Annotated in this window: 14 protein-coding genes; 4 read left to right on the top strand and 10 right to left on the bottom strand. The window is 32.9% G+C overall.

Annotated features, from left to right (window positions below; translation table 11 throughout):
- Window positions 1-93 precede the first annotated feature (93 nt).
- From MM236_RS01995 to MM236_RS01980, 4 genes are read right to left on the bottom strand one after another with little or no spacing between them, the layout of a single operon-like run.
- A complete protein-coding gene (locus MM236_RS01995) occupies window positions 94-2,760 on the bottom strand; it encodes a DEAD/DEAH box helicase (RefSeq protein WP_241273255.1) in 2,667 nt (888 codons plus the stop codon).
- A 3-nt stretch (window positions 2,761-2,763) separates the two neighbouring features.
- Window positions 2,764-4,212, bottom strand: coding sequence for an EH signature domain-containing protein (locus MM236_RS01990; RefSeq protein WP_241273254.1), 1,449 nt, complete (start codon window positions 4,210-4,212; stop codon window positions 2,764-2,766).
- A complete protein-coding gene (locus MM236_RS01985; protein WP_241273253.1) occupies window positions 4,212-4,925 on the bottom strand; it encodes an OmpA family protein in 714 nt (237 codons plus the stop codon). Before MM236_RS01985 ends, MM236_RS01990 begins: the two co-directional genes overlap by 1 nt.
- A 2-nt stretch (window positions 4,926-4,927) precedes the next feature.
- On the bottom strand, window positions 4,928-6,646 hold the full coding sequence (locus MM236_RS01980) for an anti-phage protein ZorA-like protein (protein WP_241273252.1): 1,719 nt from the start codon (window positions 6,644-6,646) through the stop codon (window positions 4,928-4,930).
- Window positions 6,647-6,834: 188 nt separating this feature from the next.
- Here MM236_RS01980 and MM236_RS01975 point away from each other — a divergent pair, with 188 nt between their 5' ends.
- Entirely contained in the window at window positions 6,835-7,374 is a 540-nt protein-coding gene (locus tag MM236_RS01975) for a hypothetical protein (RefSeq protein WP_241273251.1), read from the top strand.
- Between the two features lie 184 nt (window positions 7,375-7,558).
- Here the strand turns inward: MM236_RS01975 and MM236_RS01970 are convergent, their stop codons facing one another.
- Entirely contained in the window at window positions 7,559-8,479 is a 921-nt protein-coding gene (locus MM236_RS01970) for an IS1595 family transposase (protein WP_241273250.1), read from the bottom strand.
- Window positions 8,480-8,626: 147 nt separating this feature from the next.
- Between MM236_RS01970 and MM236_RS01965 the strand changes: the two genes are divergently transcribed.
- Window positions 8,627-9,091: a RusA family crossover junction endodeoxyribonuclease gene (locus MM236_RS01965; RefSeq protein WP_241273249.1), complete on the top strand. Its 465-nt coding sequence runs from the start codon at window positions 8,627-8,629 to the stop codon at window positions 9,089-9,091.
- The gene (locus MM236_RS01960) at window positions 9,088-9,732 is read left to right on the top strand and encodes a hypothetical protein (RefSeq protein WP_241273248.1); all 645 of its coding nucleotides are present in this window, start codon (window positions 9,088-9,090) and stop codon (window positions 9,730-9,732) included. Before MM236_RS01965 ends, MM236_RS01960 begins: the two co-directional genes overlap by 4 nt.
- A gap of 155 nt (window positions 9,733-9,887) precedes the next feature.
- Here MM236_RS01960 and MM236_RS01955 read toward each other — a convergent pair whose 3' ends face one another.
- The 5 genes from MM236_RS01955 to MM236_RS01935 all read right to left on the bottom strand — a co-directional run bounded on the left by MM236_RS01955 (window position 9,888) and on the right by MM236_RS01935 (window position 13,937).
- Complete coding sequence (locus MM236_RS01955; RefSeq protein WP_241273247.1) at window positions 9,888-11,012, bottom strand: S1 family peptidase; 1,125 nt, start codon at window positions 11,010-11,012, stop codon at window positions 9,888-9,890.
- A 271-nt stretch (window positions 11,013-11,283) separates the two neighbouring features.
- Window positions 11,284-11,616 (bottom strand): hypothetical protein, encoded by a 333-nt coding sequence (locus MM236_RS01950; protein WP_241273246.1) that lies wholly within the window; start codon window positions 11,614-11,616, stop codon window positions 11,284-11,286.
- A gap of 326 nt (window positions 11,617-11,942) precedes the next feature.
- The gene (locus MM236_RS01945; RefSeq protein ID WP_241273245.1) at window positions 11,943-12,113 is read right to left on the bottom strand and encodes a hypothetical protein; all 171 of its coding nucleotides are present in this window, start codon (window positions 12,111-12,113) and stop codon (window positions 11,943-11,945) included.
- 693 nt (window positions 12,114-12,806) lie between these two features.
- Complete coding sequence (locus tag MM236_RS01940) at window positions 12,807-13,124, bottom strand: nuclear transport factor 2 family protein (protein WP_241273244.1); 318 nt, start codon at window positions 13,122-13,124, stop codon at window positions 12,807-12,809.
- Between the two features lie 21 nt (window positions 13,125-13,145).
- Window positions 13,146-13,937: an SDR family oxidoreductase gene (locus MM236_RS01935; RefSeq protein ID WP_241273243.1), complete on the bottom strand. Its 792-nt coding sequence runs from the start codon at window positions 13,935-13,937 to the stop codon at window positions 13,146-13,148.
- Between the two features lie 126 nt (window positions 13,938-14,063).
- On the opposite strand from MM236_RS01935, the gene MM236_RS01930 reads away from it, so the two are divergent.
- Window positions 14,064-14,435: a winged helix-turn-helix transcriptional regulator gene (locus tag MM236_RS01930; RefSeq protein ID WP_241273242.1), complete on the top strand. Its 372-nt coding sequence runs from the start codon at window positions 14,064-14,066 to the stop codon at window positions 14,433-14,435.
- The last annotated feature ends 360 nt before the right edge of the window (window positions 14,436-14,795 follow it).

The raw sequence follows: 14,795 nt of genomic DNA, 5'->3' as shown, positions 1-14,795 counted from the left end.
TCAGAAATATTTCTTAAGTAAGAAGATGGTTTTGGTTAGATATCTTTCAAGAATTTTTCTTGTTTAGTTCTTCAGGGTGAAAAAAGTAAGTCTTTATCCTAACAAATCTTCAAACTCCCACAACTTAACCTCGCAGGCATCAGATGGGTAAAGAGACGCATCAGAGAGTTGATTTTTCATTTTTAATAAACTATCAAGCTTTTGATCAAAAGTTTCCCTGTCGCTCATAATTGCCATTGGGTAGTAAATGGATACTGGTTTTTCCTGACCAATTCTATATACTCTATCTGTCGCTTGATTTTCTTTAGCTGGATTCCAATGTCTTGTGTAATGAATTACATGGTTTGCACCAGTTACATTCAGTCCATAACCTGCAGCAATTGGAGACATGATTATCACATTAAAGCCCTCTTTTATTTGAAATTTGTCTATAAGCTTTTGCCTTGACATTTTACCCAAAGAATCTACAGTAGCGGTTTGGCCATTTATCACATTAACAGGTAAATCAAAAAATTCAAGAATTACTTTCTGCAAGATTTTTTGAACCTTTTCAAAATGGGAAAAAAGTATGACTTTCTCAGATTTACTTCTTATGTCTTCAACAATCTTTACAGTTTCTAAAAGTTTAGCTGATGAATTAATTAAATCTTCAGTGCTAAAATCCATGAACGATTGATCGGCAGTTAAAAGGTAAGGATGATCACTGATCATTCTTAGTCGATTGATTGTTGATAAAATTTGGTTCTTCTTGCTCTTATTTGATTTATATGCTTCCAATTCATTATGATATTCAGCCTCTTGAATGGTGGGCATCAATCTTTGAAGAAAGAATGAATCTTTTTTGGGCAAATCTTTAAGGATTTGACTTTTTAATCTTCTTTTGATAAAAATGCCTAACTGAGAACGAATGTCATCACCAAGTTCTTTGATATTGGTGTCCTCATCTTTAAGACTTTGATTGTATTTTTTATTGAAATCTTTAGCACTTCCTAATAACCCGGAAGCTATGAAATCAGTAATGCACCAAAGGTCCATCCAAGAATTCTCAACAGGCGTGCCAGTCATTGCTACTTTAAACTCTACATTTAATGCCTTTGCAGCATTGGTGACCATGGTGCCTGGAGTTTTAATTCTTTGAGCCTCGTCAAGGACCGCAGCGAACCACGGTACTTTTGCAATCATAATTTGCTTACTTCTCAATGTTTCATAAGTACTTAGTATAATATCATACTTATCAAGATCATCAAGGTCAATCCATTTAGCTTCTTTTCCAAAGTATCGAATTACCCGAGTTGAAGAGTTGAAAAATTTTTGTTGTTCGTTTTCCCAGTTTTCAAGTAAGGTAACTGGGGCTACAATTAAATTTGGTTTATTCGTACCTATTGATGTCTGATAATCAATTGTCCAATCTAAAAAAGAAAGTACTTGCAAAGTTTTTCCTAACCCCATATCATCTGCTAATAGAGCTCCACTGCTTGACTTACTTAAAGATTGTAACCAAGCGATTCCCTCCTTTTGATGATCCATTATCTTAATATCAGATTTTAATCGCTTAGGATGCTCAAGGACATGTTCTATCTCAGATAGTTTATTGTCCTGAAATGCAACTTCATCTATATTTTCATGAATTATCAAAACCTTTCTTCCCTGACTATCTCTAAAGCCGTTTTTGTCTATTCTTTTTTCTTTAATTGCTATATAACTATCTCTTAACGAAATAGCATTCTGAACAGGGATCTGCTTTCCTTTAAACTCAATCTTATCAATATTTGAGTCTTCTATGTTTTTCAAACTATCATTGAGGTCATTGAAATCTTTTTCATTCTCAACCAACAATTCATGTCTTTCTCCAGATGCCTCTTCTATTGTTATTCCATTTACCCAATCTGTAGAAAAAGGCTTAATGAAAGGATAAAACTTTGGTTCATAATAACCAAGCTCGTAAACCCTTTTGGAATAGAAATCCAAATCAAAAACTCTATCATCAAAAAACTCTTGTGGGTTTTTTAAAACCCTATCCTTCAGTTCGCCCTCAATTTTTCTGTAATCTTTTTTGAGTACTTGAAGATTTTCTTGTTTTGCTTCAGGAATCAAGATTCTTACTCTTGTATCTCCTACTTGTGCATTATACAATGATTTAACTTTTGGAAAGATGTCAAATGCTTTCTGAAAACTCACATCAGAATCATCATTAACAGATGGTAAAATATTAACTGATCCATCACTATTTTCTTTGATATCGAGTCTGATATCTTGCGCTACCAGAACATTTTCATGAGTTAAGTATTTATCAAAGATTATGATTTTAGAATCTTCATCAAGCTGAGATAAGGATTTTAGTTTCCCTAATAACTCAAGATTATTATTAAAGTCATTTTCAGCAGATTCTTCATGTTTTTTTAAAATATTAATTGCCGTATATTGGAAGTGGTTGACAATATAATTTGATCCTTCAATTGAAATCAGATGATTGGATATCTTGAATAGAACGGGCTTCTGATCTTCCTTCTTTCTAAAATCCCATTGGAACCTGAAATCAGATTCATTCAAACTCCCTTTCGAAAAAACATAAATTAAGTAAGGAACAGATAATGGTATTTCAAGTGCCTTTCGATCAATATCGTTTATCTTTAACACTTGATCTAAAGAGACAGTAAAAGCATGATCATTCTCTGAGACTAACCCATCTTGCACTAAGTCCTCTAAAACACTCGTTTGCAGTGGTCTTATTTCTGATTTTAAAAATGTGCTTATAACCATAAACTATCCTATTTTTTTGTCCATCCACCTTTTTAATCTTGATTTCCAATTTCCTGTATGCACCATTCTCCCTTCATTATTAGGGTAAAATGAATATTCAGTTTGTTCAATCAAACTTGGTAAATGACTGTGCACCAACTCATTTTTATTGATAGACCGAAGTTTATAACCCCACATATTTGTATCTATTTTTAATCCTTCGATGTTAGGGAAATAAGGACTTCCTTCTGGATGAACATATAGTGCACCTCCAGCGATGCTACCAGACAATACAAATCTGAACCTATCGATAGTGAAAATTAAAATACTATTGGTATTCCCTCCAGAATTTAAAACACCAAATCTACTTTCAAGACCATCTTTAACTCTTTCATCGGTTAGAATCCCATAAAGTGAATTACTCCTTAAAAAAATATCCACGCTTACCATTTTATCTATGTACTGTTTCCAAAAACTTCTCCTATCATAATCGTCTACTACCTTTGAGAAGAAAAGGTTGATTAACGTTTCGTTTATCCAATGATTCAAAATATTTCTTACTTCATTGACCACGTGCTTTCTCTGTGGAGTTAGTAAATGATGCTCAAGTAACCAATTACTTTTTTTAATAGGATCTCCAATAACTGATATAGCCCTATTTTTGATTCTATCTTTTAAACTTCCATCAGAAATCTGATTTCTAAAATGAAAAATCTCTAAAGCGATTAAATATTTGATTAAGCTTGGCTCAAAATACTCCTGCGCAAATTCAATGAAAGTCTGCCATTTGTACCTATCTCCTATAACATTTTGTTTCAGTATACTCTCGTATAATGATATTACAAATATTTTGAAGTACTCGGTTCGTTTTAAGTAATCTACTGCTGGATTATTTTCAAAAAAGCTTATGACATTAACATGCTTTCCGTTGAGCACATGTGTGGCCCATTTTTCAGGGCCTTCAAAGAAAGAGAAAAAGTGAAGATGATTTTGAAAGAATAATACTTTGCTTCGTTGATTCGTTTCAAGGCTAAGTTTTATCTGGATATACTTTCTTAACCTTTCAATTTTCGGATCTGTCCAGTTGGAAAAAAGAATGTTTATTAACCCAGAATACATTGAAGGAGTAAACTTTTTATCAATCAAGTCTAATGCAGTGGTCAATAAACCACTTTCAATAATGGATCTATCGTATCGCCTGTTGCTATAATCTAATATCCAACAAAGTTTTTTTGTCATTGAAGTATTTGAAAAAAAATCCTCTCTTCCTTCCTCGTTAAAAAACTCAATTAAGACTAAATCGAACATATCTCGATTAGGTAAATCACTTGCACTGGAATTAAAAATTATTTCATCCAACTCTTTATTAGCATCTCTGATCCGATCTTTTGTTATATCATAGACCTTGAATTTTTTGAAGTCAGAGCTCGATAGTTTTTTAAATTTCTCAAACTGATTAAATAGACGATCCATTATTTATTTTCAATATTTTTTAAAAGCTCATCTATTTTCTTTTCAGCATCTGTCCTAACCCTAAATTCAACTCTCCTGGAAGCTTCCTGATCTTCTTCACCAAAATTATTATATATCAATTGGCTTGATGAAAGTCCATTCGCTGTGATTAATGATTTTGTCCAAGCCTTTGATTCTTCATCAAGAATTTGATTTAAAGTAAATTCTAAAGTAGTACGCGTTCTATCTTGTGAAAGTCGCATATTCTCAAAGTATGCAAAGTCTTCAGATGCATTAAATACCCACTCACTTGAAGTATGTCCCTCAATTCTTATTTCTTCAATATTACTTAGAAATTCTTCTGATCTTAAAACAGTAATATATCGTGGAAAAAAGTCAGCCAAGATCCCTTTAAAATCAGGTTTGAGTACTGAACTACCGGTAGCAAATAAAATGTCCGGCTCCTTAAATCTGAAAGCAAGATTAGAGCTATCTAATTCAGCTCTCCAACCATCAAGATCATCTTTGAATTCTTCATTTAGCTTCTCATATATTTGTCTCTTTAAATCTTTGTATTCCGTAATAACCTCGTTTTGTTTTTCTTTCATTTCCTCAAGCTCTAAAAGTATTGAGGATAGAATAAGTACAAATACTAACAAGAGCGCAGCCATTATATCACCGATGGATAAGGCAAATGGATTTTCCTCTTCTCTGATTTCTATATTCTTACTCATTTTTATCTTTTTACTCTACCTAAAAAATCATTGAGTCCATCAAGACCTTCATTTAATTCAGATATACTACCAGAAAGAGCATTAGAAGCTTTTGCTAATTTTTCTGAAAATTCTCCTAAATAAGTATTGAGACTTTCAACAGTATGATCTCTGTACGTTGTTAAACCTTCCTCTATTCCGTCAAAAACAGTCCCCAAAGATTCCTTGATCTTGTTATAACTTTCAACATGCTCACTATTCATTCGAGTGATCTGGGCAAGTTGATTTTCAAAATTCTCAGTCAGGAGTTTATTGGATTCAATGGATTTATTGGAGTACTGATCAATTAATTCTACTGATCGATTAAGCTTATCAGTAGTTTGATTTATACTTGAAGCCGTATCCTTTAGCGAACTAATTAAATGGTGATATTCTTTAATGGCCTCAGTTAAATTGCCAGCTTCTTTCACAAAATCCCCAATAAAATTATCTGCTGACTCTATCATTCTATTTGCTTTATCTAAAACTTCATTTGTAGTCTCGTTTAGTTTAGTCCTGGATTTGGCATGCTCTTGTTCTTGCGTTTCAGTATTTCTTAGCGTTTTATCCGAAATATCTTTAAATGTTCTTATCGTTTCATCAAGTACATCTTCAATCTTACCAAGCTGATGTGGCAATGAAATTAAAGCTGTTGAAGACGCATTTAAAACCTTTAACATATTATCAATTTCATTTTTTGCAGAGCCTGAAAGAGTATCTTTAAAGTCTTCCATCATAGCTTGCATTGTTTTTTTCAATGCTTCAATTGTTGAATTAATTAAATTTTCATTTGTTGATGATTTTTCATTTTTAAGTGCTTCAACTGCTTTATCTAACTTTTCAATAACAGGAAGTAAGGTTTCTTGAAAAACTCGTTGAAATGATTGATCAAACTCTTCCATGATGATAGTAGACATTGCCTCCAAACTATTCGCTAAATCTGTTGAAAAGCTTTTTAGAGCTCTTGATTGCTCTTTTAGCTCTTGGTCTAAAGTATAAAAAACCATGTTTGGCGGCACTTGAACCCCCTCGGAGGATGTATAAGAAAACACTTCACTTAAAACCTTCACCAAAGACTTATGATTTTGCTGTTCTAATTCTATCTTTGAAATTCTATATGTGTTGTTGAGTTCATTTGAGATTTGCTTAATTTTTCTAAATGTTTTGTAGAATTGTTTCTTCTCTATGATATTAAAAAATATTGAAAAGAACATCCCAACAATTGAAGTGTAGAAAGCTGTACCCATACCTGATAGCAATACTGAAATACTCTCCTTAATTACACTGGAATCGCTAAGATTATCAAAAGAAGAAATACCGTAGACAAGACCTACGAACGTTCCAAGTATACCAAGACCAACAAAAATATTAGGTAATGTTAAATAGTATCTAAAGTTCGAGTTATTTAAAATCAAATTATATTCATTAAAATAATCTCTTGCGTCTTCTGTAGTTTTATTTAGATCACCAAAACCAAAAGAAGATTTATAGCTTATCCAGACTCCTGATAAGGTAGAAGAGTTCTCAAGCTTGACTTGATCATTAATGTCTAAGTTTTTTAATTCACTTTTTAACTTACCAATTTTTCTATTAAACCTGATAACCTCAATGATAAAGTAAATAAAAATTCCGACTGTGAATAAAATTGTTGTGTAGTCTCCAAAAGTCTCAGGAGATAGGAATGGTCTAAATAATTTTGACATTTTTAAAGAAAATAAATATGTTTATGAAAAAGAATAGTTTAAATAAAGCTTATTCTATTGTAAAAAACAACTTGTAATTCTTTATTATTACCAATGATATCAGGAAGTATACTTGAGATTCTTAATAGATTTAGAAAGAAAAACGTGAAGATCCTTAATTTCAAACAATTATCTAAAAATTAAATAATATGATGGATTGGAGTAAATTCCCAAGCAGAATAATTGATGGACAAACAGAGTATTACTTTAATGGAGTTTGGGTGCGACCAATTGATATAGATAATATTTCACCACAAGATTTATATTATTTAGATAAAACACCAAATTATTACGACTCAACAAAATATACATATCTCGCATCGCGTGATGCAATGATAAAAGGTTGTTATAAAATAGTTAAAGTTGAAGAAGTTGAGAAGGAAATAGCTGCTGATAACCCTGGGAGATTTATAGCTACCGCAAATTACAAGAAAAACCCTAATCTTAATTATGAAGATAAAGAAGGTAGAGTTGCTCTTGTAAAAGTTCGAATAAATCCATTGCTTAATAGAAATTCTGAAGGTGATTTCATGAATCAATTTAAAAATAATGACTCGTTTCCTTTGAAAACATTAAAAAATTTTCAGCATCTATTTTTAAATAAGGAAATTCATCTGGAAGAGATAAGACTCGTAGAAAATAAAGAATACAATAATAGTTCATACGTCTATAAATGGAATTATATTTAGATTAGTTTGCCTATTTGCTTTCTATCCAGTATTGACTGAAGTTAAAGTTAACATTTTAATTATTGATCTGGTAAAAGAAACTCTTATAAATCGCTATTGACCTAAACAATCAAGTTCCTTATATATATCAAGCAAGTTGAATAGCCCTTTATAAAGGAAGCGAAATGAGTTTTATTTAAAATGATTATCCGCAATCATGCCAGTATGGATAAATAGAAGCAATAATAAGCCTGTCAAATAGTTTTTGACCGAAATATCTTCTGTTGAGTTTGTAACAGAATTCATCAAGATAGTTCTGCATCATCCTTTCTGATATCATGTGGTATGTTTGCAAGTGTTTCTTTAAGTTACTAATGGCTATATGAACCCATTTGAGGTTGAAATTGCCTTCATTGGTTCCAGAGATTTCTCTGACATGAACATCAATACAATCACTCAGATCTGAGAAGGTGGTACTCTTATCTGTTTGAAGTACAGTATTTTCATCAATGAATTCCTTGAATAAAAGCTGTGCTGTTTTAGCCTCTAAGTTCTTTATCTTCTTCATCTTGAAATATCTACAGATCTTGTTAAGTTTACCCGAGTCAGGATCCTCCAGTACGGTTGATTCAGCCATAACAGCCACTTTTGACCGTTTTTGGCTTCCCCTTCCTCGTTTAAGTTTGCCCTTGGTTCTATTATTGATCGCCTTTCCAACAAAGGCTTCATCATATTCAACCATATCCTCAAGTCTGTAAATATTATCCCGTTTTCCCATTACTACCCTAATTTTATGGTACATCCTAAAGACAGTTTCATATCGCTTTAAACCAAGTTGTCTTTGTAGTTCTGCTGCACTGAAACCCTTCTTGGTGACTGATATGAACGTTATGGCAAGCGTCCCTATGCGAATTGGGAGATTGCTGTTCTCCATCACGGTTCCGCTCTTGATACTTGTTCGGAAACTACAGGCAGAGCACTGGAAAGATTTCTTGTTTTCAAGCCAATAATGCTTGATAAAGGAACACCTTTTACAGATTACTCCTTGCTGAAGCCTTTGATTCTTAATGAATTCAATACAAGACGATTCGTCCGGAAAGCGATTGATGAAGTTTACAATATTCATGGTCAAAACCGTTTATTTTGACCCAATTTATATAGATTGAATGGTTACAAATAGCAATTGTCACTAGCTGTCACTTTATATTTATTTGGCTACTGGTGTAATTGCGGATATACATAATAATTAAAATTCAAAATTTATAGAATCGTAATGAAACATTTTTCATTTGTAGCAATAGATGTAAGGCCTCTTTCACAAAATGATAGACCAAAGGCTAAGCTTAAAATTTTAAGGAGTGAACTTGTAGGTGCATACAATAAGAAATATCCATTAAACAAGATGCCTTTAAACATCCTACTCAACACACCTTTGGAAGCTAAGGTTTTTTATATTCATAAAATACGTGACAGATTCGATGCTGATAATATCAGCAAACCTCTTTGGGATGCACTTCAAGGACAAGCATACAATAATGACTACATCATAAAATATCTTGAAACTTTGAAAATACATTTCAATTCCACACCAGATCGACTTGAATTTGATGTTTCAAATATGGATGATCAAGATCTAGAGGATCTAATAAACTTTATTTATGATCACCCACAACCTAAGGATAGATTACTCTATATAGCTTTATCAGAATATAAATCAAAAAATGTAAGATTAATATGAAAAAAAAAATTAACCAAATTGGTTATCGACTCGAAGCATTGGAATTAGCGAAAATCCGTGAAGAATATGAAAAAAATGGATTTGAGTTTTTTGAAAATAAAAGAGAAAAAATTGATGAAAGAGTACTTTTTTTAGATGCTTATGCTTATAATCCTAATACAAAAGAGGAAATAATTTTTGAAGTAAAAGCAAATAGAGACTTTATTAAAAAAGACAAAAAAGCTTTACTTGAGCAACTTAAACTTTATAAAAATTATTTTCCAACTGCTAAAATCATACTGGTTACACCAAGTGAAGTAACCCCTCCAAAAATAAAATTAGACAACTTAAATGAAGTACTATTAAGACGTATTGACAAAGAAAACAAAAATATTTTAATGAAGAAAATTGGAGAAGATTCATTAATTCCAACTCAAGTCATTAAAGCATCTTTTGATGAAATTACATCCACTAAAGATATATTTCTTTCAATTACCGGATCTGCTCATTTAAAATGTCTTGCCAATTCTGAACCGAATGAAATCACATATGAAATTCCTTTCAGTTTCAAACTTTTAATATATTTAAAGTCGCAGTTCTTTCTTGAGGCAGAAGATACCTACACGATTTTAATTGAATTTGATTTTTTTGAATTTGATTAACTTCATAGCAAATTAATAAAATGTCAGTCCATACCCCACTGGCTAACACAGCACCCACTAGCACCTGATACCTATCAGCGGCTCTGATATATTTTCACATCAATCAGGGCTTACCTATAGGGATCGGTATCAAGGGCTTTTCTTTGGGCTAAATGTTAGCAGTAGTTTTGAATTTCAGAAAGAGCTTCAATTGGGATTACTCCGTGCTTTTCAGTTTCATGAGCTTTTGACATTTTGTCTGCGCCAGTTACAGCAATGCCAATTACTTTGCTGTTTTCGTCAAAAACTGGTCCGCCGCTATTTCCAGATATTAATGGCGAATTTACTAGCAAATGTCTTATTCCCGAATAAGTTCTAAATCCAACGATAATGCCTGGAGAAAAAACACCATTATCACCAAAGTTATAATTTGGAAATCCAGCGACATTGATTTTCTGCAATTGTTCAAGATGTACACTTGAGCCTATTTCTAATCCAAATTCACCTTTCAGTTCTTCAGGAATTTTTAATAAAGCTAAGTCAATATCTTTATTGCTTTTTGTTACATGGCACGGAAATTTTTGTGCGAAATTATCGCCTCTATATATTTTTATATCTTCTAATATTTCATTTGAATTCCCATCTCTTATACAGTGATCACAAGTGATTATTCCAATATCCATAATATGAAATGCAGTTCCTTGCTTCATTCCACTTTCGCTTTCAATAACATAAATATTTTTGAATAGTTTTTCTGTATCGTATTTACCATTTTTAGATTTGGCAATAATAGGAAGTAATGAAATATCATGTATTGGGATAAATACATTTTGTAAAATAATATTTCTATATAAAAGCAACAGGCAATTTTTAAAATCCTCCTTCAATTCAGGAAATTGGTGACTTATTCCAAACGCATTATAAATTGGATTGTTATCAGGGATTGGTGTTCTGCCATTTCTTAAGCCGAATTGTAAAATTTTATTTATAATTTGAATTGGTTGATTATAAAATTCTTCCTGAGTTTCAGCAGACGGATTTGGATAAAAAAAAGAGAGTCTTCGCTTTGCATATGAATACATGAAAATTGATAATTGTTTGCTCATTTCAGCTACGAGCATTTTTTTATCATTATCATTTTCTTGAATCTTTGCAACTAATAAAGTAAATGAATTTAAAGTTGAATTATTCCCTGTGATTTGGCAAGTGTAATAAACTAAATCATCAGCAGCCTCAAGTTCAGATAAATCTTTTATTACTTGATTGAATACTGAAAGAATATCGGCTAGTTCTTTTTTCATGAATTTATGATATGAGTTGACAAAATTACAGTTATGGTTTGCAGTTAATCGAAGGTGGTGATTTCGGAGCACTAAACTGTCAACACACCACTAATGTTGATGCGAGGTAATATGTTCAATTAACCACGTCACCCGCCATTGAGCCAAACGCCTGTTACCAGCTAGCATTCTGTTTAGTACCCAAATATTTTCACTTCGTTTGGTTCAATTATGTTTTCTATTTCGTTAATTTTCTCTTCGTCAATTATTGGATTATTTTCAATTAAATCTTTTAAATTTCTAAAGAAAAAAATGGCTTAAGAAGACCATTTTTTATGATCTCTACATCAGAGTATTTTATTAAGTCATCTTCGGCAATTACAGAAACATATAGGCAGCCAGCAAATTCATTTCTTATCTGCTCTTGGATACTTTCTTTGTCAAGAAATAACCCCACTGCCCTTGATGAAAAAACCACTTTTTGACTATCCTTTTTGATCAAATAAGTTGTCCTCAAGCTCTTTGCATTTTCTATGGAATCCCTTTTTGTATCGAATTTTAGATTTCTATGATGGCTCTTTATTTCGTCTTCTGACCATGGTCTGATTTCCTTAATCTTTGACATTTCAGGGATCGAGTCTTTATGTACGCAATAAAAAATGTTATAACTTGACTTATTCAAGACAATTAGTTCTTGCCGAACCTCACCTTTACACCCAAAAAGGAGGGATGTAAAAACTAAGATTATTTGGATTCTCATTTTTCCAACAATTTATATGCAGACCAGGGATCATGATGATTCTTAAAAACCAAAGAAAAACTAAAGAGATATCTAGTTTCTTAATATGGGACGAAACATCCATATCAATATAAATCAAACTTTCTCAAAAAACTTAAAACAGCTAATAATTTAGTATTTCATCAAGTCCAATAGACTTTTTTATTTTTATTTCATAGGTAATTCAGGTAGTAGGGAGGAGTGTCTCCATTGTTTTCTTTTTTGCTTAAAATACCTGCAAGGCCACCTGTTTCATAACGTGTATTCGCCATCCTTGCAGCCATACCTCCATCCACTCTAAAGCCAGATGGATTACCTCCTGTTAGCCCCATCAAGACAGCCATAACAGCAGGGTTGGTTTTTGTATCTCTTTTGTCAATGTATTTACCTTAATTGCTAAATGCTCTATTAACTAAACTGCTTTTTTGGAAAAGGAGATTTTAAGGATAGGTTATTGTCCAGTTCATGTCTTCTAAATCTTCCAACGTGAGATCATACCTTCTAGTAAACTTAAATCAACCTTATTTAAGCAAAAATCTACACTGTTATTTAAATGAACAATCTCACCAATCCTAACTTTTTTGATACCCGTACAGAATATTTCAATTCAAGTATGGTGCGATTGAGTGTTGCTTTCAAAAAATTGATGGTGATGAAACAACTTTTTGATCCATTCTCTTCTACTAAAAACTACTTAATGCTGGCGGGAACGAATTTCGCAAGAGCCGACGATGACCTGTTGCATGGAAGGATTTGGAATTCTTGTTTCGAATGCTTTCGGGGCTGGTTATTTTTTTGATCAAGAAAAAAAGTAATATCGCTATATTCCACCTATCAAAACCTTCACCCACAGATGTACGGCTCGGCACACATGTCATCAATAAGCTAGAGGTAGACACGGTTCTCCTCGGCGAAAACAGCAGCCACTAAATAGATTCAATATCCATAAAATGCCCTGATAGATTTTCACATCAATCAGGGCGTTTTTTACAAGGACTTTCTTTTAGTGGCTAACTGATACAGGCTGTACCTTTTTGTCAGCCAGTAATTTTCAATGATTGGATAAGTCCCTCATTTATTTCTAAGTGATAGGACAAAACAATTGGGCTTCCTGGAAAATTGCCAGAAACTTCGGCTTTCAGTATTTTTTCTGACACAGAATATTTAAGCGGTTTCATAGTTACTTGGAATTCCTGATTGGCCTTTTCAATCCAACTTTTGATTTCTTTTTTTCCATTGTATGTTATGCCTTCGTCTATAACAACAGCCGTTTCTGAAAAACAATCCGTGTAAGATATGCTATCAAAATTGTTTTGTGCATTTGTTAAATCAGTGATTACTTTTGGTAAGTTCATGTTTTTGATTTTTTAAGATGATTATAGAGTTGGTATTGTCCCGCCGTCGATTACGAATTCTGTCCCTGTTAAATAATTGGCTCTAGGCGACACCAAAAAACCTATCAATTCTGCAATTTCTTCAGGTTGTGCTGGTCGCCCAAAAGGTATCCCACCTAAACTGTCCATTACACTCTGAGTTGCTTGTTCATTGGATATATTTGTAGTTTCGGCTATTCGCTCCATCATTGCTTTTGACGAGGTAGTATTTATCCAACCAGGCGAAACAGTCAATACACGAATGCCTTTTGGCGAAACCTCATTTGATAAACTTTTGCTGTAATTCAATAAACCAGCTTTTGCAGATGCATACGGTAAAGTGCTGTCGAATAAAGGTAATCTTGCTTGAATGGAAGCTATATGAATGATGATACCACTTTTTCTTTCTACCATTTGGGGTAAAAATCCACGGTCCAACCGAACAGGTGCAAGCAAATTGGTTTGAATTGAGTGTTCCCAATCTGCATCGGTTAATACCGCAAAACCGCCTCCTGGTGTTTCTGAACCACCCAAATTATTTATCAATATGTCTAATTTTCCATATGTCTCCAAAACTTCCATTACTACTTTTTTTGTTCCTTCAGCTTTGCTTAAATCAGCTGAAATAAAATGTAGATTTTGGTTTTTAGTTACTGGTGCATTTCTTGCGATAATAATTACAGTTGCTCCTGCTTGTAAAAGTCTATATGCAATTGCTTTTCCTGCACCTTTTGTACCTCCTGTTACCAAGGCTATTTTGCCCAATAATTCGTTGTTGAAATTAAATTCTTCCATTTGTACTATTATTTAAGGGCAAAATTCAGATATACAAACGATTTGCACAAGTACGGAAAATCGAATTGCATAGGGTTAAAAAATTCCCCTATTGTACAATTTGGAACATAGAACTAAATTTGTTCTATGAAAAATAGAAAAATACCATTGAACCTAAATTGTGGTCTTGACCTGATTGGCGAAGTACTTTATGGTAAGTGGAAAATTCGCTTGCTATGGTTTATCAATGAAGGCCACAAACGGCCAAGCGAATTACAACGTAAGATTCCTGATGCATCAAGACGGGTATTAAACATTCAGTTGAAAGAATTAGAAGAACACGAATTGGTTTCAAAAGTCATTTACCCCGTTGTTCCACCAAAAGTAGAGTATTCTCTAACCGATTTTGGGTCAACATTAATTCCTGTGATTTCCACTTTGGGAAATTGGGGCGATGAGAATGAAGAGCGTTTGCGAAATGTAATTATAAAAACTTCTGAAACTTTGACAGTCGATTAAGTTGGTCTTTTTTTAGTCAACCTTGTGTGTACTAGAGTTTAGACTAAAGAATACAAAACCCCTTGATTTGAACTGATTTCAAGGAATACGTTCTGTTTAATAAAATCTAATGTATCGATTTGCTTTTTAATTCTTTTACTTAAGCCCAATCCTTATTAATATAATAAGATCTTCTTGCATAAGAAAAATAGATATGAATCAATGCTATCCTACTACCTCAAATCCCGTCCGACTGGGTCATCCGGGCGGGGTAACCTAATATCCAGTGAATCGGCCATATACAGCCTGCCCCAAGCTTAATTCGAGGAGACCCGTATCCCAAAAACTTTAGGAGTTGGCGTGAGACCGTATGCGCTGTGG

Origin of the sequence: Belliella calami, from assembly GCF_022549695.1 — a bacterium.
GTDB lineage: Bacteria > Bacteroidota > Bacteroidia > Cytophagales > Cyclobacteriaceae > Belliella > Belliella calami.
The sequence above is the reverse complement of the archived record's forward strand: the minus strand, read 5'-3'. Positions and strand labels throughout refer to the sequence as shown.